Consider the following 26,253-nt stretch of genomic DNA (forward strand, 5'->3'; position numbering starts at 1 on the left):
TTCCGCCTCCATAGTGGAATTAGAAATAGTATATACCTTGTTTTTTGATGTCTCCAGTGATTTTTGGTGTATTGTGGTTGGGTCTTGATTACAAAAAGCTACATTAGTGGGCCTGAACTACCATTGACTCACTATTTTCTTGGAATTTATCACGCGAAAACACCCTATGGGTTTATGGGATACTTCCGATAAAGCATCAGATTTAATATAAAATTATCACTTGATGTAACTAAACGGTTTTAAGGTGTTTAGTTGTGGCTATTTGACGCCGATACTTGGAAGTTGTGAATGTGGCGTTAAGAAATCTTGCTAACGGACGATCGTTTTACCAGCATAGGAATAAATAGCTTTCTCTCGGTTTCTTTTGTAACCGCTTTATCCACGAGACTTAGTGACAGTTTTACTGCCTCGTTAGCCATTACTTGAATTGGATAACGTATTGTAGATAAGCGTGGATATATATAGCGCGCGATATGACCATCATCGAAACCGATTATCGAAATATCTTCAGGTATACGCATGCCATTTTCTTGTAAGAGAGTCATACAACCTGCGGCCATATAGTCATTATATGTGGCTATAGCTGTTATTGGAATGTTCTTCGCGAGTAGATTAACGACGGCTTGTTCGCCTCCGTTCTCATCAGGCTCTCCATATTCGATATAATTCTCACGAATATCTATCCCATTGTCACGTAGCGCGTCAAGATAACCTTCTCGTCGGTCATTGGCATCTTCAATATTATGATTTGAGCAAATGTAACCAATGTCTGTATGACCATTTCGAATCAAATACTCTGTAGCTATATATGAACCTTTACGATTGTCGAGAGCAATACAGCGTGAAGCTATATCGGGTACTTTTCTATTGATAAGTACCATGCCAGGAATCTCATCAGCAAGCTTGCTAAGTTCGGCGTCTGTCATTCCTTTGCTGTGTACAACTAAGGATTCACAACGACTATTGAGTAGTAAATTAATGGCGGAGCGTTCTTTGACAGCATCGTGATACCCGCTGCCAATAAGTAATTGCTTTTCTAACTCGCTTGCTACGGTATCGATAGCTTTTACCATGGTGCCGAAAAAGGGCGAAGATACATCATTGACTATTACACCAATTGCATTCGAAGATTTGCTAGCCAGTGCTCGGGCATTGGCATTAGGGCGGTAGCCTAATTTTGCCATTGCGTTCTTAACTGCGATATTCGCAGATTCGCTAGTGTGAGGTGTATTGTTGATTACACGGGATGCAGTAGCAATAGATACACCAGCTTCCCGTGCTACATCTTTTATAGTGGCCATAGATAACTCAAAGTCTAAAATTTGTCTCATTTAACAATGAGTAAAAGATTAACTCAATAAGATAAGACTGAATAGTGATGTTCTATCAAGGTTTAGTGGTAATAAATTAAAAAACCCTCACTTCACATTGGATTTGAGGGTTTAACATTAGGATATGTGCTAATTAATTCAATTAATTAGATAACAGGGTTTAGTGTAATCATGTATTCATAATGTTTATCTGTTAATTGGAATTCTTTGTGTACACTAGGGCTCCAAGAATCGTCACCACCAACTCCCATATGTTTATGGTCGATACGAATGTAAAGCTTATCTTCCAATATCAAGTCATTTGTGTGTTGTGCACTGGCCAATTGCTGAAGAGAATACTGACTTACGCTAAATTGGAAGTTACCTGTAATTTCCAATGAATTCACATGTAAACATTGTGTGTCACAACGTAGTCCACTGTCTGTTGGGAAAATGTACGGTGTGTGCATTTGCTCTAGTGTTTGTGTGTACTGGCCGAAACGTGCCGCTGCCAAACGGTCTGGGTAGTTTTCAAATGGGCCTAAACCTTGCCATGTGATAGGTGTGTTTTGCTCATTTAATGGTAGCTCGAACTCCAAACCGATGCGTGGTATTGGTGGTAAATTATCAGCCAATTTCACGTTGATAGCCAATGCCATAACACCGTTGTTATTCAGCGTGTGCGTCCAAGTCGTGATCGCTTGTACTTTGCCATTAAATTGATAAGAGAAGATTGAGGTAATTTTCACTGTGTGTGTTAGTGTTTCAGTGTGACAAGCGACGCATTGACGTTCCCATTGTCCGATCCCTGCAATGTCCCAACGACACATCCAAGCGTTTGGATCGACGTTGTCGATTTCGCTGACGCCAATGTCGTTATCTAAAGGTGCACGGAAGAAGTTGTCTTGTGGTGTAGTAAGCATTTGCGCTTTACCATCAACATACCAATCGATCATCAAGCCAGTTTGGCTATCCCAACTCCACTGATGTTTCTTATCCAAACTAGAAATTAAAATCTTGGTGCCTTGTTGCGTGATCATTGGTGGTAGTTGTGTTTCCAATGTTGGAATAACAAGACCAGTTGTATTACGTAGAACCATTTGTTCAGAAGCAACAACATGCTGTGATTCTGCCCAAGGTGTTGAGGCAATCAGAGTAATGTCGGTATTTAAGTGGTATTGCGCTTCCGCTTTTGGCGTGAAATTAAGGGTAATCTCAACACTTGCTTGGCTGCTTGCTTCCACGTTAAGCTCGAATGACCCCGTTTGGATGACTTTACCATCTTCCAGTAGTGACCAGTTCAATTGCTCGTTATCGGTCGCTCGAAACAAGTTCTCGTTAGTCACCAACAGTGTACAAGCGTCTTTGGTTTGTTCTTGCAGTGACACAGTGATCATGCGCTGGCAGTATTTCGCTTCTTCCAACGCTGGATGAACAGTGCGATCAGGGAAGATCAAACCGTTGATGCAGAACTGACGGTCATTGATTTCATCGCCAAAGTCCCCGCCATACGCCCAGAAGTGTTGGCCATTTTCATCCCATTGGCTTAAACCTTGATCAACCCAGTCCCAAATAAAGCCACCTTGTAGGCGAGGGTAATCACGGAATGCATCCCAGTATTCGTCAAAGCTACCTAGGCTGTTTCCCATTGCGTGCGCGTATTCACACAAAATCAAAGGACGAGTTTCATTTGGTAGCGACACCCATTTCTTGATTGCCAATTTAGGCACGGCTTCGTCTTCGATGTCGGTATTCACACGTGAGTACATTGGTACAATGATGTCAGTTGCCGTGGTGTTTGAACCGCCGCCTTCATACTGAACAGGTCGAGAAGGGTCGTAGTTTTTAGACCAAGCGTACATGGCATTGTGGTTGCTGCCGTGACCAGACTCGTTACCTAAAGACCAGATGATGATCGAAGGGTGGTTCTTATCGCGCATCACCATTTGGGTGTAGCGGCTCATGTAAGCGTGCGCCCATTGTGGATCGCTCGATAGGCGGTTCATTGGTTGCATGCCATGAGTTTCGATGTTCGCCTCATCGCATACGTACAAGCCGTATTGGTCACACAGTTCGTACCAACGAGGGTGGTTCGGGTAGTGCGCTGTACGTACAGCGTTGAAGTTGTATTGTTTCATCAAGCAGATGTCACGGATCATGTCTTCTTCCGTCATCACATGACCAAGCTCTGGGTGATGTTCGTGACGGTTCACGCCGCGGATCAACAAAGGCTTACCGTTTAACTTCAATTGGCCATCGGTGATTTCGACTTTACGGAAACCTACAGGGTACGCTTCGCTTTCTAGGTGCGTGCCGTTTTCATCCAACAGTGAAACAACTAAGCGGTAAAGATTTGGTGTTTCCGCCGTCCATTTCTTTGGCTCGCGTACGTGCAATGTTTGGAATACTACGTCATCCCACGTGCCACGTTCGTCGATGCGACGGTTGTGTGGACGATCGATGTGAGGCTCTGTCACGGCTTGTTCGCCATCAAACAGCTGCACTTGAACTTGATAGGTGTCCGGCGCAGAAATCGAAGTCACAACCGACAGTGAACCATCGCGGTAACACGCGTCTAGATCCGGTGTGATGAACACATCTTCAATGCAGTGTTGTGGTTTAGATAGTAAAGTCACGTCGCGGAAGATACCGCTTAGCCACCACATATCTTGGTCTTCTAGGTAACTGCCATCACTCCAACGTATTACCATGACGGCTAGGCTGTTTTCACCCGCAACAAGGTAAGGAGTTAGATCGAATTCAGAAGGTAAACGACTGTCTTGACTGTAGCCGACCCAAATTCCGTTACACCAAAGGTGGAAGGCCGAGTTCACGCCATCAAAGATTATGCGTTGACTATTGGATAAGTCTTCTTGTGAAAGTGACACGGTGGTGCGGTAGCAACCCGTTGGGTTATCACTTGGTACAAATGGTGGATTTACCTCGAATGGGTATTTCACGTTAGCGTAGATCGGCTTGTCATAACCTTGAAGTTGCCAGTTTGATGGTACGGAAATCTCACTCCAGTCTGTGTCATTGAATTGTGGATCGATGAACTTACTGTCAACTTGCTCTGGCGCCTCAAACAGTTTGAATTTCCATTGTCCGTTGAGCGATTGGCGGTGGGGTTGAATGCCGTCGAGGGCGTGGTCAATATCGCGGAAACTGGAAAGGGGGCTATGAGCTTTAAGGCTGTGAATGTTCACTGATTGTGGGTTTTCCCAGTCGCGTCTTTGGAGAATGTCTGAAAAGGTCATCATGGTTTTCCTACTTAAATTTTGGTTTAGCTACGGAATTTAGTCCGCAGTCAGGGTGTCTTTAGTCTTTCTGTGAAGCGTTATTTCGCCAATTCCTTCACGAGATAATCTTTCGCTTGGGTTACCCCAAGCGCTCTTACAAGCGTCTTTTGTTTCATGAAGTATCTCCATTTTATTTTTATGGATTTATTTTTTATTGGTTTGAGTCCTAACTCGTAGCTGAGTGTAAATAAATACAGGAAACGTTTTCATGATAGAGTTGGCATTTTTGTCGTAACGAGTGATTGATTACTATTTTGTGTGATTAAGATCTCCTAAATTGAGGTTTTAAGTGTGTATTTAGGTTGATTCCTGTTTATTTTGTGAAAGCGTTTACTTTGGTGTGGTTGTAATTAACGATGTGTCATCGTGCTTTGTTAAGTTTAAACAATTGAATTTTAATGTTATTTTTATTGGAGGGGGTTATATAAAGAGAAGAAAGAGAACCCAATTGAAATCAACTGGGCATGTGAGACAAGGAAGTATATACAGCAAGTGGATCGCGTGTGAAATACATACGAACAGTTGTCGCATCGTCTAACTGGGATTTCGAGTTAGGACCCAAGAGAGACACTTCATAAATAATCTCGAAGCTACAAGAATACGATTGTCGGCTAATTACTTCAATAGACAAAAAGTTCAACTGACTGGCCTATAACCATAATTTATGGACTTGTTGTTATAATATTATGAATTAAAAGATTAATTTTCTTTATTAATTAGTGTTGTATTAGGTTTGCTTATAGGGTTTTTAAAAAGTCAGTAAACAAAGAAACTTAAATTTTTCTAACAGATTGCGACTGATATAAGAGTGAGAAATGTTTATCGGGTGATTGAGCAATTTTTAAAATAACAATGTAAGCGCTTACATTGTTTTGGTGTGGCTCACAGATTATTTTATTTCTTTCGTTATGATACGGAGTAATTTCCAGTTTCAAGGTAAGGCAAGATGATGGACAAAACACTGATTGAGCTAACCGGGCAGCAAACTCAATTGATTGTAGAGTTAGGCGAATATGCAGAGATTCTGCATTGGGGACAAAAAGTAAGTGGTGACCTTAGTGGTTTCCGCATGGCTTTACATCGTCCCGTGCCATACGGTCGTTTGGACAGCGACGTATCCATGACTCTACACCCAGAGCTTGGTCGTGGCGTTTTCAGCAGCCCTGGTGTGGAAGGGCATCGCAATGGTCAAGATTGGGCTCCAGTGTTTGTCATTTCTCATATTGAACAAAAGCAAGACAGTATTGTGATTGAGAGTGAAGATGCGATCGCAGGTCTTCGTTTACAAACCGATCTTAAGCTTGATAGTAACGATGTGGTGAAAACGCGTCATACGCTCACCAACAAAAAAAATGGCGTTTATCATGTGAATCGCCTTGCTAATACGTTTCCTTTGCCTGCTCGTGCGATTGAATTGATGACTTATTACGGACGCTGGGTTCATGAGTTCCAAGCGGTACGCCAACCTTTGCTACAAGGCGGTTACCAACAAGAAAACCGTCGTGGGCGTACTTCTCACGAGCATTATCCTGCTCTTGTTGCTGGCACTAATCACTTTGATGAAATGAATGGTGATGTATGGGGCTTCCATTTCGCATGGAGTGGAAACCACAGATTACGCGTGGATGTGAAAGCTGATGGCCGCCGTTACATGCAGGCTGAAGTTATTTACCTACCTGGTGAAGTGACTCTACAAGAAGGTGAGAGTATTACGACACCTTGGTTGTACGCGAGCCATAGTAATTGTGGCTTGAATGGCATGAGTCATAACTTCCACTCTCATGTACGTGAAACGATTTTACCGAGTGATTTCAAGGATAAGCCTCGCCCTATCCACCTCAATACGTGGGAAGGCATCTACTTCGACCACGATCCAGGATACATCATGTCGATGGCAACTCAATCGGCGGAGATGGGTGTTGAACGCTTTATCATTGATGATGGTTGGTTCAAAGGACGCAACGGTGACAAAGCTGGGCTAGGGGACTGGTTCTTGTGTGAAGCTAAGTACCCAAATGGTTTACACCCGATTGTGGAACACGTAAATAAATTGGGCATGGAATTTGGTTTGTGGTTTGAGCCAGAGATGATCAACAAAGATTCCGAATTGTTCCGTACTCATCCTGATTGGTTACTGGCTGTACACGGTTACGATCAGCCAACTGGTCGCAACCAATACGTGATTAACCTACAAAACGATGATGCGTTTAACTTCTTGTTTGAGCGATTGGATCACTTCCTCTCGACTTACAATATCGCTTACATCAAGTGGGATATGAATCGCGAAGTCGTTCAGCCTGCACACTTAGGTCAGGCTGCGGCGCACAATCAAACCCAACGTTACTACCAGCTAGTCGATAAAGTTCGCGAAAAGCACCCGAAAGTCGAGATTGAATCATGTGCGGCGGGTGGTGGTCGTATTGATTTTGAGGTTCTGAAACGTACGCATCGATTCTGGGCTTCAGACAATAACGATGCACTTGAGCGTCAAACCATTCAACGCGGTATGAGCTACTTCTTCCCGCCAGAAGTGATGGGCAGCCATATTGGTGCTAGCCACTGTCATAGCACGCGCCGTCGTCACAGCATCGAGTTCCGTGGGCTTACAGCACTGTTCGGTCATATGGGGATTGAGCTTGACCCCGTGAAAGAAGAACAAGCGGAAAAGGAAGGCTTTGAGCGCTACATCAAGCTGCACAAGATACTGCGCCCATTACTACACAGCGGAAGAACTTGGCGAATCCCAACGGACGATAAAGCACATCAAATTCATGCGGTTGTCTCAAACGATCAATCGGAAGCAGTGGTGATGATCGCTCAGCTCGCGATGCCAACGAACTCTTTAAGTGGGCATTTGCGTGTACCGGGCTTGGATCCACAAGCGACATATCGAGTGACGGTATTGGACAAGCCGTCTAACTACGATGACATCGTGAATTACCAGCCACCTTGGACTGAATCTGGTTGTGAGCTATCTGGCGCATGGTGTGAAGAGGTTGGCTTAACCATGCCAATCCTTGATGCAGAAAGTGCCATGTTGGTGAAGTTCGAGCGAATCCACTAAACCACGCCTATTTAGACGACGTTATCGTTTTTTATTGGCTTTCTATCGCCGTACAAGTCTCTGGTTTGTACGGCTTTTGCGTTGGTGTTTATCTGGTTATTTTAAATTCATCGCCATGGTTTTTATCGTAACTCATTGATTTTATTGTTATAAATGGTTGTTTTTAGTCGTGTTAATAACTCTAATAGTTGTTCGATGTCTCATTTTTAAAATACAAATGTAAGCGTTTCCATAAAGCGGTGTGTGATCACAGTAAGGCATGTGGTGTGTGAGTAACATTAGTATCGAAATATAAATAAAAGACGTCGACGTTATGAATTCTAGTTAGGGGAATTAATAGCAGTACGACACTAAGGAACTATTATGTCTAATGAAATTACTCTACAAACCAAGCTGTCCTATGGCCTTGGTGCACTCGGTAAAGATTTTGGCTGCGCACCTATCTACATTTTCTTAATGTTCTACTTCACTGACGTAGCAGGATTGTCTGCTGCTTTTGTTGGTACTATATTTTTAGCAGCTCGTATTATTGATGCTATTACAGATCCAATGATGGGTGTGATCGTCGATAACACACGTTCAAAATTCGGTAAATTCCGACCTTGGATTGTGATAGGTACGTTATTAAATGCAGTAGTATTGGTTGGTCTTTTCAGTACACACATGTTTGAAGGTACTACGCTTTACATTTACGCGGCAGGGGCATACATCCTTTGGGGTCTAACGTACACTATTGTGGATGTCCCATACTGGTCTCTTATCCCTGCACTATCAAGCTCTCGCCAAGAACGTGAAAAGCTTGTGGTATGGCCACGCCTGTTCGCGAGCCTTGCTTGGTTTATTACTGGTACTTACGGCCTGCATATTGTGGGCGAGCTAGGTAATGGTAACCAAGGTGATGGCTTCTTCAATGTTGCAATGCTTATTGCGGTTCTGTTTGTTATGAGTGCGTTCTTAATTGCTCGTAATGTAAAGGAGAAAGTAGCTCCAGTAAACGCAGAAGCAGCTAAGAAATTCAGCTTCAAAGACGTGCTGACTATTATTGGTAAAAATGACCAGCTTAAAGCGCTGATAGGCACGGTTCTGTCTTTCCAAATTGCAAGCCTATTGGTTGGTGGCTTTGCGATTTATTACTTCACTTACGCACTTGGTAAGGCAGAGTTATTCCCCGTTTACATGGCGGTTTCGGGTGCAGCAGAAGTGGCGGGTGTATTTTTGTTTCCACGTCTTGCCGCATTTCTTCCGCGTAAGTTTTTATGGACTATTGCTTGTGGTTTCCCTGTCTTATCTTGCGTACTTTTACTACTAATGGGCTTTGTCGCTCCAGCAAATGTACTGATGATTGGAGTTGCAGGTGCAGCAATTAAGTTTGGTGTTGGTATTGCAAACGCATTGCAAACAGTAATGCTAGCTGACGTCGTTGATTACGGTGAGTACAAAACTGGTCGTCGTAGTGAGAGCGTTATTTTTTCAGTGCAAACAATGCTAGTAAAATTTGCGGGGGCGGCTGGTGGCTTTATCGTGGGAGTAGGTCTCAGTGTTGTGGGTTACGTACCAAATATTGTTCAATCAGAAAGTACTATCATTGGGCTAGAGTTTATGATGATTGGTGTGCCAGCAATCATGATGACCATTAGCTGTCTTATTTATCAACGTTACTATCATTTACATGAAGGTTTTAACAAAGAAGAAGTTAAGTCAGCAATTTTAGAACAGCGTATTCAAACAGAAAGTTAATTCGCACGAAAATAACAACGAGGGTAACCTCGTTGTTAAGTTTCTGAACAAAAAGTTGTTGTGTGCCTATATAAATTAATTGATATCTTTAACCGAAAATCTCTCGATTAATGTTGGCATAAACATTGTTGTATCCATTTTTACCGTTTCTTTATTTGCAAGTTTTAATGCTAAGACAGCAGCGTGTTCTGCCATCACTTGGATAGGGTAGAGGATGGTGGTGAGTTTAGGGTGAAGGTACTTAGCAATCAGACCATTATCAAAACCAATGATGGAAATATCTGTAGGGGCTTTGATGTTATTGCTTTCTAGTACAGACAAAGTTCCCGCTGCCATATAATCATTTTAAGTTGCGATAGCTGTTATCGGCAGGTCTTTTGTCAGGAGATTAGCCATCGCATGTTCGCCTCCTTCTTCATCGGGGGTGCCGTATTCAATATAATTGTCAGAATGGGGGAGTCCGTGATCTTTTAAGGCCTTTAAGTATCCTTCTTTACGTTGTTCAGTATCCTCAATGTCGTGATTAGAGCATATATAACCAATATTTTTGTGACCGTTTTTAATCAAAAATTCAGTGGCTAAGTAAGTTCCAGCATGGTTATCTAAGGCGATACAGCGTTCTGCAAGTTCTGGGATAAACCGATTGATTAGTACCATCCCCGGTATTTCATTTGCAAAATCAATGAGCTCTTTGCTGGAGAGGCTTTTGCTATGAATCACCAAAGATTCACATCTGTGGTGGATCAATAACTCAATAGCTTCACGTTCTTTTTGTGCTGAATGATAGCCATTTCCGATTAATAGATGTTTTCCTTGCATGCTAGCAACATTATCAATTGCCTTTACCATCCTAAATGGCTAGGGTACTCCCTGCGAAAGAGCAGGGAGGGGAATAGCCAAAGGTGCGATAGCACCTTAATGCGGTCTATCCTGTTGTTCGATGTACTGGCGAATAACAGTTAGTGGCGCACCTCCGCATGTTCCAGCAAAGTAAGAACGACTCCAAAGAACATTCTTACCAAACGCCCCTGCCACATCATTAAACTCTCTACGAATCCTGCGTGAACTGGTTGCTTTTAACGAGTTAACCAGTTTTGCAACGCTAGGTGTTTTCGGGGATGTTGATATTAATAAGTGAACATGATCAGGCTCTCCGTTAAATTCCTTTAACTCCGCATCAAAACCCAAGCAAAGCTCTCTAAAAGTCGCCTCAAGGCTTTGTAAGTGCAAATCTCCAAATACTTTTCTCCTGTATTTTGTTACGAAAACGAGGTGTAAATGTAGTGAATAACAACTGTGCCGACCTTTATTAAATTCTTCACTCACTGATATTGCCTTTTCGTTGCAAATACTTATAATAAATACATTATCATTCTACACACTGATTGTCATGTTGATACGTAAAGCATACAAGTTTCGACTAGAGCCTACTGCTGCTCAAGCGGCTAGGCTTGCTGTGCTTTGCGGTCATGCTCGATTTGTGTGGAACCAAGGCTTGCGTTACTGCGTAGATAAGCTGGAGTCTGGCGAGAAGATCCCAAGTGCTTTTGAGCTTAATAAACTGGTGACGCAGTGGAAAAAAGAAGAAGACCTTACTTGGCTCAAAGAGGCGTACACCGATAACCTACAGCAAAAACTTAAAGATTTGCATGGTGCTTGGATGCGATGCTTCGACAAGTCACTAGCGGCTGATAAGCCTAGATTTAAGAAAAAAGGCAAAAACCAAGACTCAATTCGCTTTGTTAACTTCAACAAATACTGCGAGCTAGACGGTAAGCGAGTGAAACTACCAAGCAAGCTCGGTTGGTTGAAGTTTCGCAAGTCTCAAGAAGTGCAAGGCAACATCAAGAACTGCACCGTGAGCTTTAAATCAGGTCACTGGTATATCTCGTTCCAAGTAGAGCAAGATATTGATGAGCCTAAGCATAACACTACATCTGCCGTTGGTATTGATATGGGCGTTGCCAAGTTCATCACGCTGTCTGACGGCTCGCACCTAAAACCGCTTAACGCATTTCGCAAGCATGAAAAACGCTTGGCTATCGAGCAGCGCAAGCTATCAAGAAAAGTTAAATTTTCCGCCAACTGGATGAAGCAGAAAGCCAAAATTCAAAAGCTACACACTCTCATTGCGAATTGCCGCAAGGACTACCTACACAAAGCCTCAAATCAAATCAGCAAGAATCACGCAATGATAGCGATTGAGGACTTACGTGTATCTAATATGTCTAAATCATCGAAAGGCAATGCAGAAGAACACGGCAAGAACGTGAAAGCCAAGTCAGGGCTGAACAAATCAATACTCGATCAAGGTTGGTATGAGTTCAGAAGACAACTTGAGTATAAGCAGTTATGGAATGGCGGCTTAGTTGTTGCTGTACCAGCTCAATACACAAGCCAAACCTGCCCTTGCTGTAGTCATGTATCGAGAGAAAACCGCAAGACACAAGCTCATTTTGAGTGTGTCGAGTGTGGTTACACCAACAATGCGGATATTGTTGGTGCATTAAATATTTTAGAGCGGGGACACCGCTTGTTAGCCTGTGGAGAGTCGGCGTTAGCCGCTTGATGAATCAGGAACTTGCACCTAAAGCAATTTAGCGTGCGCCCTAGTAATGGGAATCCCCCTGCGACTTAGCAGGGGGAGGATGTCAAAGTTTGACTAGATTGACTTACTAGGGCTCTTGCTGCGGCGTTAGGGCGATAACCTAATTTTTTCATGGCAAGAGTGACTGATTCAATGGATGCCTTACTCGCTTTAGGTGATTTATTTATCACCCTGGATACGGTTGCGATTGAAACATTAGCTTCTTTTGCGACATCTTTAATAGTTGCCATGTTGACCTTTGCGTATTGATTGAAGATACGGATAGTGTAAAACATCTTAGAGTTGAGGTAACGTTTACATTACGTTGTTGAATCTAAAGAGTGAAAACGTGTGGCATATAGAACCTTATTTAATGAAAGAAAGAGAAACAAAAATACTTCACCAATTTAGATTTTATTTACCTATTTGTGTAAACGTTTACACAATTTGATTTTGATCACAGTATTACAACAGATTGGATTGTTAAGATGAAAAGTATCAGCAAGTAGCCGTTGTGCTGTTGCGAACAATTTTGGTTTTCGTCGTGATCATGGAGGCATAAATGAAAGTATTAGTGACAGGTGGTTTGGGTTATATCGGCAGCCATACTTGTATTCAGTTAATCGAAAATGGCCACACACCAGTTGTGATGGATAACTTATCTAATAGTAAAGCGTTGGTTCTGAACCGTATTGAAGCCTTAACCGGGCAGCGTCCGATCTTTCATTTAGGTGATGTGCGTGATGAAACATTTCTTGATTCTATTTTTGCGCAGCATCAAATCGATGCCGTGATCCACTTTGCGGGCTTAAAAGCGGTAGGTGAGTCAGTTGCCAAGCCATTGGAATATTACGATAACAATGTCAATGGGTCTTTAGTGTTGGCACGTAGTATGCGCAAAGTGGGCGTGAAGAACATAATTTTTAGCTCATCTGCTACCGTATATGGTGACCCACAAAAAGTTCCTATTACCGAAGACTCCCCAACCGGTGTCACCACTAACCCTTATGGACGCAGCAAATATATTGTTGAAGAGTGCTTGAGTGATTTGTTTACAGCAGAAGACGATTGGAGCATTACGCTATTGCGTTATTTCAATCCTGTTGGTGCGCATCCTTCCGGCACTCTGGGTGAAGATCCACAAGGTATTCCGAATAATCTAATGCCATTTATCGCACAAGTCGCAGTCGGTCGTCGTGACAAACTGGCGGTTTTTGGTGATGACTATCCAACCCCAGATGGCACCGGCGTTCGTGACTATATTCATGTAATGGATTTGGCCGATGGTCACCTTGCTGCGCTCAATGCCTTAGCCAATAAATCAGGCTTACATATTTACAACCTAGGCACTGGCAAAGGCAGTAGCGTGCTCGATATGGTTAACGCATTCTCGGCAGCATGTGGGCATCCGGTGGCTTATGAAATTCATCCTCGTCGAGCTGGCGATATTGCTGAATGCTGGGCAAGCACCGCTAAAGCAGAGCAAGATTTAGGTTGGAAAGCAACTCGTGATATTGCCCAAATGAGCGCCGATACATGGCATTGGCAATCTAACAATCCGCAAGGTTATGACGAATTAGATAAATAGGAAAGTAAATGTCCAAGGTAGAATTTAACCCCGTTGACCACCCGCATCGCCGTTACAACCCGTTGACTGGCCAGTGGATTTTAGTCTCGCCACATCGCGCCAAACGTCCGTGGAGTGGTCAAGATGAAAAGCCCGTTATTGATAGCATCAAGCCTTACGAGCAAAGCTGTTTTTTATGCCCAACTAACACACGTATATCCGGTGATGTGAACCCTGATTATCAAGGCACTTATGTCTTTCAAAATGACTTTGCCGCGTTAATGCCTGATTCACCGGATGCGCCACAATCGGCTAATCCGTTATTTAAAACTCAAGGTGTGCGCGGTTTAAGCCGAGTGATTTGCTTCTCGCCTGATCACAGCAAAACGTTGCCCGAGCTGCCACTCAATCAAATTCGCAATGTGATTGATACCTGGAATGAGCAAATTGAAGAACTCGGTAAAGAGTACCTGTGGGTACAAGCGTTTGAAAATAAAGGCGAGGCGATGGGGTGCTCTCAGCCGCACCCGCATGGGCAAATCTGGGCCAATAGTTTCTTACCCAATGAGATCGAACGTAAAGACAAACATCTACGCGATTACTATCAACAATACGGCTCGAATTTATTGGTTGATTACGTGCAGTCAGAATTAAAAGATGGCGCGCGTACCGTCGTCGAAACCGAGCACTGGATTGCCGTCGTGCCGTATTGGGCGGCGTGGCCATTTGAAACCATGTTATTGCCGAAAACCCACATTCGCCGCATGAGTGAATTAACCGATGCACAGCGTGATGATTTAGCGTTAGCGATTAAAAAACTCACCAGCCGTTACGATAATTTATTCCAATGTTCATTCCCGTATTCAATGGGCTGGCATTACGCGCCATTCTTTGAAAATGAAAAAGTTGAAGATGACAATCAACACGATACTTCAACCGAACACTGGCAACTGCATGCGCTGTTTTATCCGCCGCTGCTGCGCTCCGCTACGGTAAGAAAATTCATGGTCGGTTATGAAATGCTAGCCGAAAGCCAACGCGATCTAACCGCCGAGCAAGCCGCCGAACGCCTACGAGCCTTGAGCGATAAGCATTATAAAGAATAACGAATTTAGGATGCTCGGCTCTCGTTACTCGAGGTTTGAGCGCAATATTTAAAGGCTGGATTCGAGTTACGAGATTCCGAGCCACGAGAAACGATTTAGGGCCTTATTATGACTGAAAGAACCACTCAACTTATCCAAGCGGTATCTAATGCGTTTGAAACTGTATTAGGCTACGCCGCCCAACACATCATTCAAGCGCCGGGGCGTGTAAACCTCATTGGTGAACACACCGACTACAACGACGGCTTTGTATTACCTTGCGCGATTGACTATCAAACCGTTGTTGCAGCCGCTAAACGTGATGACAATATCGTGCGCGTAATTGCGGTTGATTATGACAACCAAGTCAATGAATTCGATATTTCACAACCGCTTGAGTTTGATAAAGACGTCATGTGGGTTAACTACATTCGTGGTGTGATTGATTGCCTACAAAAGCGTGGTTATCAGTTTAAAGGTGCCGATATTACGGTCAGCGGCAACGTGCCTCAAGGGGCAGGGCTGAGCTCATCTGCCGCGCTAGAAGTGGTGATTGGGCAAACATTCAAAGTGCTTTATGACCTAGAGATTTCTCAACAAGAGATTGCACTTAACGGCCAGCAAGCAGAAAACCAATTTGTCGGTTGCAACTGCGGCATTATGGATCAGCTCATTTCCGCCGAAGGACAGCGTAATCATTCACTATTAATTGATTGCCGCTCACTGGAAACTCAAGCGGTTTCAATGCCAGAAGATATGGCGATTGTGATCATTAACTCGAATAAAAAACGTGGCTTGGTGGATAGCGAATACAACACGCGTCGTCAGCAATGTGAAGCCGCCGCCGAGTTCTTTGGCGTGAAAGCACTACGCGATGTGACGATTGAACAGTTTATCGAGCGCCAAGCCGATCTTGATCCAGTCGTCGCCAAACGTGCTCGTCATATCATCACGGAAAATGATCGTACGGTAGAAGCGGCAACAGCCCTCAAAAATCACGACATGGCACGCCTTGCAGTATTAATGGAGCAATCTCATATTTCAATGCGTGATGATTTTGAAATCACCTGTTCAGAAGTCGATACCATTGTCGATATTGTAAAAGAAGTGATCGGTACTCAAGGCGGCGTACGCATGACCGGCGGCGGCTTCGGCGGCTGCGTAGTCTCACTAGTTCCACCGTCGCTGGTTGATGCAGTGAAGCAAGCCGTAGAAGCGCAATACCAAACGAAAACCGGCTTAAAAGAAACCATTTATGTGTGTAAAGCGATGGATGGAGCTGGAGAAGTGGTATGAATAAAGCCCATTTACAGCGATTAAATGAGGAAATGAGGGAATCAAATTGGTTAGATGGGCAGCCTGCAAAGCTTGTTCATCTAACTAATTGTACCGGAATGACAGTGTCGTTTATGGATGTTGGTGCGACATGGCTAAGTGCTTGTATATCGGTTAATGGTGAACCACGAGAGTTGTTATTACGCGCAAAGAATATGGCCTCACACCTCAAACAAACGGCTTACTTAGGTGCAATCGTAGGGCGTTTTGCCAATCGTATTCATTTGGGAAGATTTTCTTTAAATAATCAAACTTATCAGTTGCCTATTAATAATGGTGTTAATTCATTACATGGTGGTGATGTGGGGTTTGATAAAAAGCGGTGGGAGATTAAAGAACAAAGTGAACAATTCGTTATTTTTAGTTTATTTTCTGCCGATGGAGAAGAGGGTTACCCTGGTAATTTGAATGCTGAAGTGTGTTATCAATTGTCCGACGATAATAAGTTGACGATTACTTATCACGCAACTGTAGATAAATCATGCCCAGTCAACCTGACTAATCATGCTTATTTTAACCTCGCTGGAGAAGGTTCTTCGTATACAGCGAAAGATCATTGGTTGAAAATTAAAGCATCTCATTATTTGCCAACAACGGAAAGTATGATACCTACTGGAGAACTGAAGGCTTGTGAGGGCACTTCATTTGACTTTAATCATAGCAAAAAGATAGGAACGTATTTTTTATCCGATGACGATCAGGTTATTGCGAGTGGGTATGATCATGCAATGATATTGAACCCTGAAAATTGTAAAGATGGCCTAACGGTAGCTGAATTGATATCACCGCATCAAGATATAATAATGGCGGTATTGACCACAAAGCCGTCTTTGCAGCTATATACTGGAAACTTTTTAGAAGGGACAGAAGGAGCAAGTCAGTCGTACTCTAATCATCATGGGGTTGCGCTGGAAACTCAGTTTTTTCCTGACGAAGTGAATCATCCTGAATGGGGAGAGGCAGAATCAATTCTTCATCCTCGGGAAACTTATCAGCATCAAACGAGTTATGTATTTAAGCTTTGTTCTGGTTAATGACCTTTTTTAAGCCGAATATTTTTGTCATTAGGCTAATTTTTTCAAGGGACGTTGATAGTTGATATTGAAAAGAAACTAAGGACGCTTAACTCTCGTTCTAGTTCATCTAGGTGTTCCGTTCTGATAAAAATCGTTAATGGCTTAAGCCTAGACTAGGCGTTACTATAGAGCTGTCATTTCCATTTTCATTTTAGACCTAATTTGTCCTGTTTTTCGTGCAATTTGTAAGATGTTTTGAGTGTCTTTAGGGTTAACTCAGGACAATTTATCGGTCAGGTTGCCCGTTTTGAGTCTAACTCAGGACAATTTATCGGTTAGGTTGCCCGTTTTGAGTCTAACTCAGGACAATTTATCGGTCAGGTTGTCCATTTTGAGCCTAACTCGGGGTAATTTATTGATCCGCATATCTAATTTAGGCATTCTTAAAGAGAAATCAGTAATTCCAATGGATTAATCGAAATGGACGGTTATTTGCTGCAGGTGCGTCATATATACCGATATCCCCCTCCTTCCTGAATGGGAAGCAAAAATAGTGGATTTTGAATGAGGGTGTGATGTCTACAACCTAAGCTTGGGAGCAAGCGGTTTTCGAGAGGGTTGAGCCTGTAAGAATGGCAGTAATAACAAGCCTATTATGGCAGCACAAACAGAAATTGTGATAAAAAATCCAGTCCAGCTGTACTTTTCAAGAATCAACGCAAGTGGGTAGCCAGAGAGGGCGGCTCCCATGTAGGCGAATAGTCCGACAAAACCAGTAGCCGCACCAGCCGAATCTTTGTGTGAACATTCTGCTGCCGCCATGCCAATCAGCATTTGTGGACCGAATACGAAGAATCCAATGGAAAACAACCCTGCGGCTTGGAACGCAAAGTTAGTTAAAGGCATAAGCCACAGCGCAGCAACAGATAGAAAAATTCCTGCGGAAAATAGAAGGTTCATTGGGCCTCGGTTACCACCGAATAATTTATCCGAACCCCAGCCAGCAACAAGAGAACCAACAAAGCCACCGATTTCAAACATAGACAAAGCGGCGTTGGCATTGATCAAGCTAAAGTGGTGTTGCTCTGTCAGGTATAAATTACCCCAATCGTTGATCGCGGTACGCACGATGTAAACAAGAACATAGCTACACGCGAGCAACCAAATATACTTGTTATTGAACACATACTGCTTGAGGATCTCTTTGTAACGTAGGCCTTGTCCGTGATTTTCTTGTACCAGTTCTAACTCGTCGTTACGCCATTGACCAACTGTTGGTAAACCTAGTGTGGTTGGTTTGTCCCGTAAACGCCAACAAACGACCACGCCAGTAACAACACCGATAATACCAGGTATGATAAATCCTTCTCGCCAACTGTAATGTACCGTTAAGACGCTAACGAGTAGGGGAATTAGAGCACCACCGACATTATGAGCGGTATTCCAAATAGCCCATAAAAAACCACGTTCGGAACGTGAATACCAAGTAGTAAGCAGCTTAGAGCACGAAGGCCAACCCCATCCTTGAAACCATGCGTTCATAACCCAAAGTGCTGCAAGTGCAACCAAAGAGCTTGAAAAGCCGAATGCGATATTGATTAAGCCCGTCGAGATTAAACCAAATCCCATGAAAAAACGTGGGTTAGAGTGGTCAGATATAGTGCCTGAGATAAATTTAGATAAGCCATAAGCGATGTAGAAAAGGGTACTAATCATACCGATATCGCCTTTATCTAAACCGAGATCGGCGATCATCGCTGGTGCCGCGTAGTTGAACGTTTTACGGGTGAAATAAAAGCCCGCGTAACCAAGGTACATACCCAACATGATATGCAAGCGCCAGTAACGATAGCATTCATCTACTTGTTTTTTATCAAGGAGAGCTTGGTTGTGGTTAGGAGATAGACATAAACCAAACATGCTTGTTACTCTTTAGGTAGTTTGATAGCGATTTGTGTACCATCCACATAATCATTTAAAGAATAGAGATACATTTTTCCACCTAACGCTTGTACTCGTTCTTGCATACCACGCACCCCCATTCCTTTCATGCAATCTTCGGCTTTAAAACCTATGCCGTTGTCCACAATATTCAATAAAAGGTGATCTTCAATGGACAACTCGATAACGATGGACGTCGCATTTGCGTATTTCGCAGCATTGTTTAACGCTTCCTGACAAAGACGAAATACCGTGACTTGCAATATGTCGCTTAATGACTCGTAATCGCCTTGCCAATTTAGAACGACGTGTGTTCCGTGATTATCGAACTCCATATCACGCGTTAACTGGTGGACGGACTCCTTTAAATCCAAATCATCTAGCATCTTAGGTCTTAGTTTGCTGAGAAGGTGCTTGGTGGTGTCATAAACATTCAGCGATAAACTCTCAATCATGTCGGCGCAGCGTGTGCTCATCTCGACATTATCAACGCGCTTAATGATGTTTGCTTGGGTTCTGATAGCTGTGATATTTTGACCAATCTCATCGTGTAACTCTCTTGCAACGTAACGACGTACAGATTCTTCTGCTTGAATTAGCTGACGTGACAGTGTTTGGTTGCGAGTCAATTCCCCACTTAGTTTTTGGTTAAGAGCTTTTTGTTTTTGTATCGCCAAACCAAGCATGATGCCAGTTAACGTTTGTGCTGAAAGAGACAAGAGTAGGTCAGTGATTTCAAGTTTCGAAACGCCACTTCGCGCAGCAATCAGCGCAATACTGTTCAACATGGTCGCAAGAAGTGCTCCTTGCCAACCATAACGGAATGCAAGCACGATGATTGGAATCGCCATGCAGAATGGCGCAAAGCGGGCAAATTCTTCTGGTAAACTGGTTTGCACGAAAATACTGGCAATCAAAAGCACGCTATAAAGCAAGATATGACGAACTTTGAAGTGGACTTCGTGAGTTAATAAATTTGAGGTAAGCGGGGACCAAGGGCTTCGAAAGAGATAATGCCAAAGTAAATAACACATTGGCAAAACTAATAAGCCGCCAGTAATGCTCGCTAACCATGCCATGTAGGCAGACTGAACATGATATCCAACCGCAAGCACGTTAATGCAAGATGTGACAAGAAGTACCACTGCCAATACCGCCAAATGCTGGTTTTGATCACCTTTGTAATAACGCTTTGCCAAGAAAACCACAGGGATGCTTAATGCGCTGGCTACCAAGACCATTAACCATTGTGGCTGTTCAAGCTGCAGGGCTAACGCTATGGTCAGCCCCCATTCAGCAAGGTAAATTGTTGCCCAGTACTTTGTACGGGTATGCAGTGTTAAGCCTAAACGCAGAGCAAACGGGAACAGCAAGATCGCCAATTCGGCATCGTTCACAAAGTAATAGGCGATCACCCACAAACAGAACCAAGAGCATCCTGTCATGAACAAACCGCAAATTGACGTGATGGTGTAGTTACGCATTAAAATGACTCTTGAGAGAACAGCTTGGCAAGTTCAACGTTGTTCTTCACGGCAAGCTTATCCATGGCATTTGCACGGTGAACGTGAACTGTTTTATGGCTTAAGCCAAGCTCAGTGGCTATTGACTTCACATCCAAACCACGAGCCAATAATTGGCATACTTCGTTTTCTCTGCTAGTCAGTTGAGTTAGCGTTGCCGCTTTGTCACTTGGTGTCGCGAGCTTCAACGCAATATCGGATGTTAGGTAACAACCGCCCGATGCACTGGTTCTTACTGCTTGAATCAACTCGTCTGGGCTACAACGTTTACTTAGGTAACCTTTTGCGCCGAGTTTAAGTGACTTTTCAACCATTGCGGGAGAGTCGTGCACGCTTAACATGACACAAGCAATGCCTGAAGGGATTTCGGCGAGTAGGGTAAGCCCACTTTCGTCTGCCATCGAGATATCTAGAATAACCACATCTGGCTTGCACGCAGGTAATCCCATTCGAGCTTCTGCTACCGAGTTAAATTCACCTACAACATTCATGTCTGTTTCAAGGCTCAACAACTGAGCAAATCCAGAACGAACAATGACATGGTCATCAACAAGCGCTACGTTAATCATCTTAAATACCAAACTTCAGCAATACACAAACGAAAATGAGCTCAATACCAATCGAGATAAATAAGTGTTTAGAAAATTGCGCAGAAAAAATCGCTTAGAGCGAGGCGGAGATTGCCGTTAGCTAGTTGCTCTAACTACAAAATCTCCAACAAAGCTATAAGTGATTTTAGCCAGCAGAATGAACATCTATTTGTTTCGATTGGTATCTAAGCTCAATAGAAACTTACTATGATACTAAATTGACCAAGTTTATTTAATGATCTAGCGCGCTTTGACTGGCAAAGCGCGCTGGTTGATTAAGCTTGGTTTTCTGCGAGTTCAAGCTTCTTCTTGTTTTGACGAATCTTTTTCTCTTCAGCGATAGCAACGAAAGCAAGCAAAACAATACAAATCATTGCTGAGGTATCTAGGGCAGCAAACGTGCCTTTCCAACCCGTTAGGCCAAAGATTGGTGTACCGTCTGCAATCATGCCAAGACCCAGTTTCGCGAAGCTGTCACCAATTAGGTAAGCGAATGTGCCTTTTACCCCGTCTGCCACACTGATTGCTTTTTTAGGAACAAAGCCAACCGCAGCAACACCGATAAGCAGTTGAGGACCAAACACTAGGAAGCCAAGAACAAATAGCGACGCTAGGTACATGAACTCACTGGTTGCGTGTTGGTAGAAATCAAGTGATACGATGATCAAACCCAAAGAAACACAAGCCACTAGCGCACGGCGACCATTTGCAAGGTCAGACAGGTAACCCCACATCAAAGTCCCCACAAGCGCACCCACTTCGAATAGGGTAAAGCCAGAGATTGCTGCTTCTTTTGATAGACCAAGTTCTTGGTATGCGTAAACCGTTGACCATTGGTCGATACCGATACGCACGATGTAAAGGAAGATGTTTGCGAAGCAAAGTAGCCAGATCACTTTGTTCTTTAGAACGTATTCAACAAAGATCTCTTTCTTGGTCATTTGATTGCCTTCAGCCGCTTCGTCTTCTTCGCTGACTGCTTCATCAAATAGCTCTTCTACTTTACCTAGACCGTAGGCTTCAGGAGAGTCGTTACCATAGCGCATACCGATGAAACCAACGATGATCGCAATGATAGAAGGGAACACGAACATGCCGATTACGTGACCGTCAAACAAGTAGTTAGCACCAAACAGAGCAACACCTGCAGCACCCGCACCACCTACGTTGTGAGACATGTTCCAAAGACCTAAGTAAGAACCACGCTTGTTGCGAGGCGTCCACTTAGTGATGGTCGAGTAACTAGAAGGACCCCCAGTACTTTGGAAGAAACCACTTAGTGCGTAGAACGCAACCATCAAGAACAAGCTCGCGCTGCCACCGCCCAGGCTGAAACTGAAACCAAGCATTGCCAGGCCAGAAAGGATAAGCATGAAAGGAAGGAACTGCTTGGTGTTTTTACCATCGGCGTAGTAGGAAACTACGGTCTTACCGATGCCGTAAGTAATCGAGAAACCCAGACCAATCAAACCTAGATCTGTCATCGACAAACCGTAAGTTGAAATCATGTCGTTCTGCGCGACGTTGAAGTTTTTACGGATCAGATACATGGTTAAGTAACCTATGAATACCACTAGGTAAGATTGGATAAATGGCTTGAACCACATTTTTCTGCGTACTTCTACTGGAAGATCGAGGGTAGGTTTTCGGACTTGTTCAAGGAACTTTAGCATCGTGAACTCTCTTGGATTAGTGTGATGCACTTGCGTGCTCGCTTTCTTTTAACTGCAAGCGATTTTAGAGAGTCTTGTTTTGTACCACATGAGAGGAGGGCTTAGATCAACTAAGAAAAATTCCTAGAAAATGACGAATGGATGAAAAATGTGAAAATCATCACATTCTGTATGGGGTATTAAAATTTAATTTGAATTAGATACAATAACCAGCTGCCGTATGAATCTTTATTCCTCTCCTACACTTTCATATACTTGACTGTAGTGGCATAGTGAATTTGGTCACTTAGTTAGAGGTGATATCATCACCTCATAAATTAACAGGTGACATTATGACAAAACGTACAAGACGATTATTTAGCGCAGAATTTAAGTTAGAAGCAGCGCAGTTAGTCCTAGATCAGAATTACTCAGTGAATGAAGCGGCCCAAGCCATGAATGTGGGCAAATCCACAATGGATAAGTGGGTTCGCCAGCTCAGAGAAGAGCGCCAAGGAAAAGCACCCAAAGCTTCACCTATGACCCCAGAGCAAATAGAAATTCGGGAATTGAAAAAGAAGCTGGCTCGCCTTGAATAGCATAATCAAATACTAAAAAAAGCCACGGCTCTCTTGATGTCGGACTCACTGAACAATTCTTGATAATCAAGAAACTCAAGCAGAGCTACAGCGTAAAAAGATTATGCGAAGTCTTCAATGTTCACCGAAGTAGTTATAACTATTGGCTTAAACGCCCAACGGCAATTACTGCTGAAACAGTAAAACTCCGCAGCTTGGTTAGCGAGGCTCACGCCGCAAGCAATGGTTCTGCGGGAGCGAGAACCATTGCTGATATAGTCACAAATCAGGGGGTAAAGCTGAGCCGATACCGAGCAATAAAGCTTATGAAAACTCTTGGCTTAGTGAGTTGCCAAGAACCAAAGTATCGTTACAGAAAGGCTGCACAAGAACATATTGAAATTCCAAATCACTTAGGTCGCCAGTTTGCTGTTACCGTCCCAAATGAAGTCTGGGTTGGCGATGTTACGTATATTTGGGCCGGTAATCGGTGGATGATCCGCTCCAGCTGTTTTGGACACTGAGTTAAGTGAGTACAATCACTAACGAGGTGAACAATGACAACTAAGAAAACTAGAATTAAACATTCCCCTGAATTTAAAGCAGAAGCCCTAAAACTAGCAGAGAGAGTGGGAGTAGCTGCGGCTGCAAGGCAGCTTTCTTTACATGAATCTCAAATCTACGGGTGGCGGAAGAACTCGAAGAAAGACACCAATACTAGTCAGCGAGAACAAGAGCTAGCCGCAGAGGTTGCCAAGCTCAAAAGGCAGTTGGCTGAGCAAGCAGAAGAGCTAGAAATTGTAAAAAAGGCCGCCACCTACTTCGCGAAAAATCTAAAGTAAATTGCTACGAATTTATGCTCGAACACCTGATGTACTTCAATATTGTACGTATGGCTAAGGTATTCGGGGTATCCCGAAGTGGGTTTTATTACTGGGTTAAACATCGCCATAAGGCTAGCCAACGCGAGGCAGTTCGCCAAGAGCTTGATACAAAGGTCAAAGAAGCTTTTGATAACAGCAAAGGCCGAGATGGCTCAAGGCGAATCCAAAAAGAACTGTCTGAGAGCGGTGATAACCACAATGTGAAAACCATTGCGGCCAGTATGAAGCGTCAAGATTTAACGCCGAAAGCGGCACGTAAATTTAAGTGCACGACAGACAGCAAGCATCAAATGCCAGTTGCTCCAAACTTGCTGGCTCAGAACTTTAACGCAGCGGCTCCGAATGAAAAATGGGCGGGAGACATCACCTATGTTGCGACAAGCGAAGGCTGGTTGTACTTGGCAGTAATTATTGACCTTTACTCAAGACAAGTAATCGGATGGTCTATGGATACCAGAATGACGGCTACGCTGGTCTGTGATGCTCTATCAATGGCTTTGTTCCGTCGCGAATTTCCTGAGCAGGTTATCGTTCATAGTGATCGAGGTAGTCAGTACTGCTCAAAAGATTATCGAGACCTCATAACTGTTTATAATCTAAAGCAAAGTATGAGTAGGAAAGGAAACTGCTGGGACAATGCTTGTGTTGAGAGCTTCTTCCATTCGATGAAAGTTGAAGCGATCCAATATGAGCCGATTATGACGAGAGACCAGATGCGTCAAACGATCTTCGAGTACATAGAGGTTGATTATAATCGGACAAGAAGGCACAGTGCTCTTGGGTATCTAAGCCCTGTTAACTTTGAACAGCAAAATGTCGCTTAATGAAGTGTCCAGTCTGGCTGGAGCAGATCATCAGACCCCAATAACAGCACGCTCTACATGTGGGTGTTTGAAGGCAAGCAGAACGTGTATCAGAATTCGAGCCTGACGATTCCTCAGAACCGAGCCTATAGCATTAGCTCACCTCAGGTTTTAAATCACGAGCGCGCCATCGAATGGAGTGAGGACTCGCTGAATATCCGCGCGTTTGCGTTTCAAGCTGGGGAGTATCAGGTGGTGCTCGGCATGAGTATCAACCACCATATTTTGTTTTTGGATAAACTCGACTGGATTTTGTTTTGGGCGCTCGGTTTGGCGTTTGTGATTTCTTCCGCGTTGAGCGGTTGGATTGTAAAACGTGGGTTGAAGCCGATTGTGGGGTTGAATCAGCACATTCAACAGATATCCCCAGAGCAAATGGGCATTCGTCTCGACCCCGATTCGTTGCCAATAGAACTGCGCGAGTTAGCCAACAAACACAACGCGATGCTCGATAGGTTGCAAACTGGTTTTCGCCGCTTGAGCGAGTTTTCTTCTGATATAGCACATGAGTTAAAAACGCCACTCACCAACATTACTACGCAAAATCAGGTCATTTTAGGTGCATGTCGAACGCCTGAGGAATATCAGGATGCGATTGCCTCAACGTTAGAAGAACTCAACCGCATCACGAAAACCATCAACGATTTGCTCTACATTGCCAAGGCTGAAAACAAGCTCATTCATCGCCATGACGAAGTGTTTGCGGTGCGGGAGGAAATCGACCGCTTGGTCGCGTATTTTGAAATATTGGCCGAAGATGCCGAGGTTCGAATCGTGAACTCAGGCGACGGTCAGCTCTATATGGACAAAAACATGTTTGAGCGTGCGGTGGGCAACTTGCTCTCCAACGCGATTCGCCATGCGTATGCTGATTCAACCATTGTGATTGACGTTCAAGAGGTTGATGAATGGGTTACGATATCGGTCAGCAACCAAGGTGACTCCATTGCCGAGCAAAACTTACCGTACCTTTTCGACCGATTTTATCGCGCAGATAAATCTCGCCAACATGTAGGTAGCGTCGGTGCAGGGCTAGGTTTGTCGATTACCCAATCTATCGTGCAAGCGTATGAAGGACAGATAAAAGTAACATCAGATAAAGACAGGACGCGGTTTGTTTTGATGTTGCCATCGGCAGGTGTCAATGGAAGTGATAAGTCCGTTGAAGCATAAAAGGCAAACCTTGGCTTGCCTTTTGAGACTCAAACTCGTTTTTATTTGG

At 43.6% G+C, this 26,253-nt stretch carries 15 protein-coding genes and 4 pseudogenes; 10 read left to right on the top strand and 9 right to left on the bottom strand.

Going from position 1 to position 26,253, the window contains the following annotated elements:
• Positions 1-296 precede the first annotated feature (296 nt).
• Complete coding sequence (locus VCASEI_RS18465) at positions 297-1,301, bottom strand: substrate-binding domain-containing protein (RefSeq protein WP_089110680.1); 1,005 nt, start codon at positions 1,299-1,301, stop codon at positions 297-299.
• 176 nt (positions 1,302-1,477) lie between these two features.
• On the bottom strand, positions 1,478-4,570 hold the full coding sequence (locus VCASEI_RS18470) for a beta-galactosidase (RefSeq protein ID WP_089110681.1): 3,093 nt from the start codon (positions 4,568-4,570) through the stop codon (positions 1,478-1,480).
• Between the two features lie 985 nt (positions 4,571-5,555).
• On the opposite strand from VCASEI_RS18470, the gene VCASEI_RS18475 reads away from it, so the two are divergent.
• Positions 5,556-7,673 (top strand): alpha-galactosidase, encoded by a 2,118-nt coding sequence (locus tag VCASEI_RS18475; protein ID WP_089110682.1) that lies wholly within the window; start codon positions 5,556-5,558, stop codon positions 7,671-7,673.
• A 363-nt stretch (positions 7,674-8,036) separates the two neighbouring features.
• Positions 8,037-9,410, top strand: a complete 1,374-nt coding sequence (gene melB / locus VCASEI_RS18480) for a melibiose:sodium transporter MelB (RefSeq protein ID WP_089110683.1) — start codon at positions 8,037-8,039, stop codon at positions 9,408-9,410.
• A 75-nt stretch (positions 9,411-9,485) separates the two neighbouring features.
• Here the strand turns inward: melB and VCASEI_RS18485 are convergent.
• Together VCASEI_RS18485 and tnpA are read right to left on the bottom strand one after the other, a co-directional pair.
• Positions 9,486-10,259, bottom strand: a pseudogene (locus tag VCASEI_RS18485) (substrate-binding domain-containing protein); the annotation flags it as partial.
• Positions 10,260-10,325: 66 nt separating this feature from the next.
• The gene (tnpA, locus tag VCASEI_RS18490) at positions 10,326-10,742 is read right to left on the bottom strand and encodes an IS200/IS605 family transposase (RefSeq protein ID WP_089110684.1); all 417 of its coding nucleotides are present in this window, start codon (positions 10,740-10,742) and stop codon (positions 10,326-10,328) included.
• A 58-nt stretch (positions 10,743-10,800) separates the two neighbouring features.
• On the opposite strand from tnpA, the gene VCASEI_RS18495 reads away from it, so the two are divergent.
• Positions 10,801-11,979 (top strand): RNA-guided endonuclease InsQ/TnpB family protein, encoded by a 1,179-nt coding sequence (locus VCASEI_RS18495; RefSeq protein ID WP_110957845.1) that lies wholly within the window; start codon positions 10,801-10,803, stop codon positions 11,977-11,979.
• 83 nt (positions 11,980-12,062) lie between these two features.
• Here the strand turns inward: VCASEI_RS18495 and VCASEI_RS18500 are convergent.
• Positions 12,063-12,248: pseudogene (locus tag VCASEI_RS18500) on the bottom strand (LacI family DNA-binding transcriptional regulator); the annotation flags it as partial.
• A 311-nt stretch (positions 12,249-12,559) separates the two neighbouring features.
• On the opposite strand from VCASEI_RS18500, the gene galE reads away from it, so the two are divergent.
• From galE to galM, 4 genes are all read left to right on the top strand, one after another.
• Complete coding sequence (gene galE / locus VCASEI_RS18505; protein ID WP_110957846.1) at positions 12,560-13,585, top strand: UDP-glucose 4-epimerase GalE; 1,026 nt, start codon at positions 12,560-12,562, stop codon at positions 13,583-13,585.
• Between the two features lie 8 nt (positions 13,586-13,593).
• On the top strand, positions 13,594-14,670 hold the full coding sequence (locus VCASEI_RS18510) for a UDP-glucose--hexose-1-phosphate uridylyltransferase (protein WP_110957847.1): 1,077 nt from the start codon (positions 13,594-13,596) through the stop codon (positions 14,668-14,670).
• Between the two features lie 108 nt (positions 14,671-14,778).
• A complete protein-coding gene (gene galK / locus VCASEI_RS18515) occupies positions 14,779-15,945 on the top strand; it encodes a galactokinase (protein WP_110957848.1) in 1,167 nt (388 codons plus the stop codon).
• Positions 15,942-17,018, top strand: a complete 1,077-nt coding sequence (galM, locus tag VCASEI_RS18520) for a galactose-1-epimerase (RefSeq protein WP_162621110.1) — start codon at positions 15,942-15,944, stop codon at positions 17,016-17,018. Before galK ends, galM begins: the two co-directional genes overlap by 4 nt.
• A gap of 561 nt (positions 17,019-17,579) precedes the next feature.
• Here the strand turns inward: galM and uhpC are convergent.
• The 4 genes from uhpC to uhpT all read right to left on the bottom strand — a co-directional run bounded on the left by uhpC (position 17,580) and on the right by uhpT (position 22,727).
• On the bottom strand, positions 17,580-18,920 hold the full coding sequence (gene uhpC, locus VCASEI_RS18525) for an MFS transporter (RefSeq protein ID WP_110957849.1): 1,341 nt from the start codon (positions 18,918-18,920) through the stop codon (positions 17,580-17,582).
• A gap of 5 nt (positions 18,921-18,925) precedes the next feature.
• Positions 18,926-20,425: a signal transduction histidine-protein kinase/phosphatase UhpB gene (uhpB, locus tag VCASEI_RS18530; RefSeq protein WP_110957850.1), complete on the bottom strand. Its 1,500-nt coding sequence runs from the start codon at positions 20,423-20,425 to the stop codon at positions 18,926-18,928.
• Positions 20,425-21,033, bottom strand: coding sequence for a transcriptional regulator UhpA (gene uhpA / locus VCASEI_RS18535; RefSeq protein WP_110957851.1), 609 nt, complete (start codon positions 21,031-21,033; stop codon positions 20,425-20,427). Before uhpA ends, uhpB begins: the two co-directional genes overlap by 1 nt.
• A gap of 296 nt (positions 21,034-21,329) precedes the next feature.
• Entirely contained in the window at positions 21,330-22,727 is a 1,398-nt protein-coding gene (gene uhpT / locus VCASEI_RS18540) for a hexose-6-phosphate:phosphate antiporter (RefSeq protein ID WP_110957852.1), read from the bottom strand.
• 332 nt (positions 22,728-23,059) lie between these two features.
• Here uhpT and VCASEI_RS18545 point away from each other — a divergent pair.
• The 3 genes and pseudogenes from VCASEI_RS18545 to VCASEI_RS18555 all read left to right on the top strand — a co-directional run.
• Positions 23,060-23,778, top strand: a pseudogene (locus VCASEI_RS18545) (IS3 family transposase); the annotation flags it as partial.
• A 63-nt stretch (positions 23,779-23,841) separates the two neighbouring features.
• A protein-coding gene (locus tag VCASEI_RS18550; protein ID WP_110957783.1) for an IS3 family transposase occupies positions 23,842-24,992 on the top strand; the annotation gives its coding sequence in 2 pieces (ribosomal slippage) (positions 23,842-24,085 and positions 24,085-24,992; 1,152 coding nt in all).
• A 39-nt stretch (positions 24,993-25,031) separates the two neighbouring features.
• Positions 25,032-26,204, top strand: a pseudogene (locus tag VCASEI_RS18555) (heavy metal sensor histidine kinase); the annotation flags it as partial.
• Positions 26,205-26,253: the final 49 nt, after the last annotated feature.

The organism is Vibrio casei (genome assembly GCF_002218025.2).
Classification (GTDB): Bacteria; Pseudomonadota; Gammaproteobacteria; order Enterobacterales; family Vibrionaceae; genus Vibrio; species Vibrio casei.

Coding starts and splice junctions, on each gene's coding strand:
- uhpB (WP_110957850.1), bottom strand. CDS start 20,425: ATGCGTAACTACACCATCACGTCAATTTGCGGTTTGTTCATGACAGGA.
- VCASEI_RS18475 (WP_089110682.1), top strand. CDS start 5,556: ATGATGGACAAAACACTGATTGAGCTAACCGGGCAGCAAACTCAATTG.
- uhpA (WP_110957851.1), bottom strand. CDS start 21,033: ATGATTAACGTAGCGCTTGTTGATGACCATGTCATTGTTCGTTCTGGA.
- melB (WP_089110683.1), top strand. CDS start 8,037: ATGTCTAATGAAATTACTCTACAAACCAAGCTGTCCTATGGCCTTGGT.
- uhpT (WP_110957852.1), bottom strand. CDS start 22,727: ATGCTAAAGTTCCTTGAACAAGTCCGAAAACCTACCCTCGATCTTCCA.
- galK (WP_110957848.1), top strand. CDS start 14,779: ATGACTGAAAGAACCACTCAACTTATCCAAGCGGTATCTAATGCGTTT.
- uhpC (WP_110957849.1), bottom strand. CDS start 18,920: ATGTTTGGTTTATGTCTATCTCCTAACCACAACCAAGCTCTCCTTGAT.
- VCASEI_RS18510 (WP_110957847.1), top strand. CDS start 13,594: ATGTCCAAGGTAGAATTTAACCCCGTTGACCACCCGCATCGCCGTTAC.
- VCASEI_RS18465 (WP_089110680.1), bottom strand. CDS start 1,301: ATGGCCACTATAAAAGATGTAGCACGGGAAGCTGGTGTATCTATTGCT.
- VCASEI_RS18495 (WP_110957845.1), top strand. CDS start 10,801: ATGTTGATACGTAAAGCATACAAGTTTCGACTAGAGCCTACTGCTGCT.
- galM (WP_162621110.1), top strand. CDS start 15,942: ATGAATAAAGCCCATTTACAGCGATTAAATGAGGAAATGAGGGAATCA.
- VCASEI_RS18470 (WP_089110681.1), bottom strand. CDS start 4,570: ATGATGACCTTTTCAGACATTCTCCAAAGACGCGACTGGGAAAACCCA.
- galE (WP_110957846.1), top strand. CDS start 12,560: ATGAAAGTATTAGTGACAGGTGGTTTGGGTTATATCGGCAGCCATACT.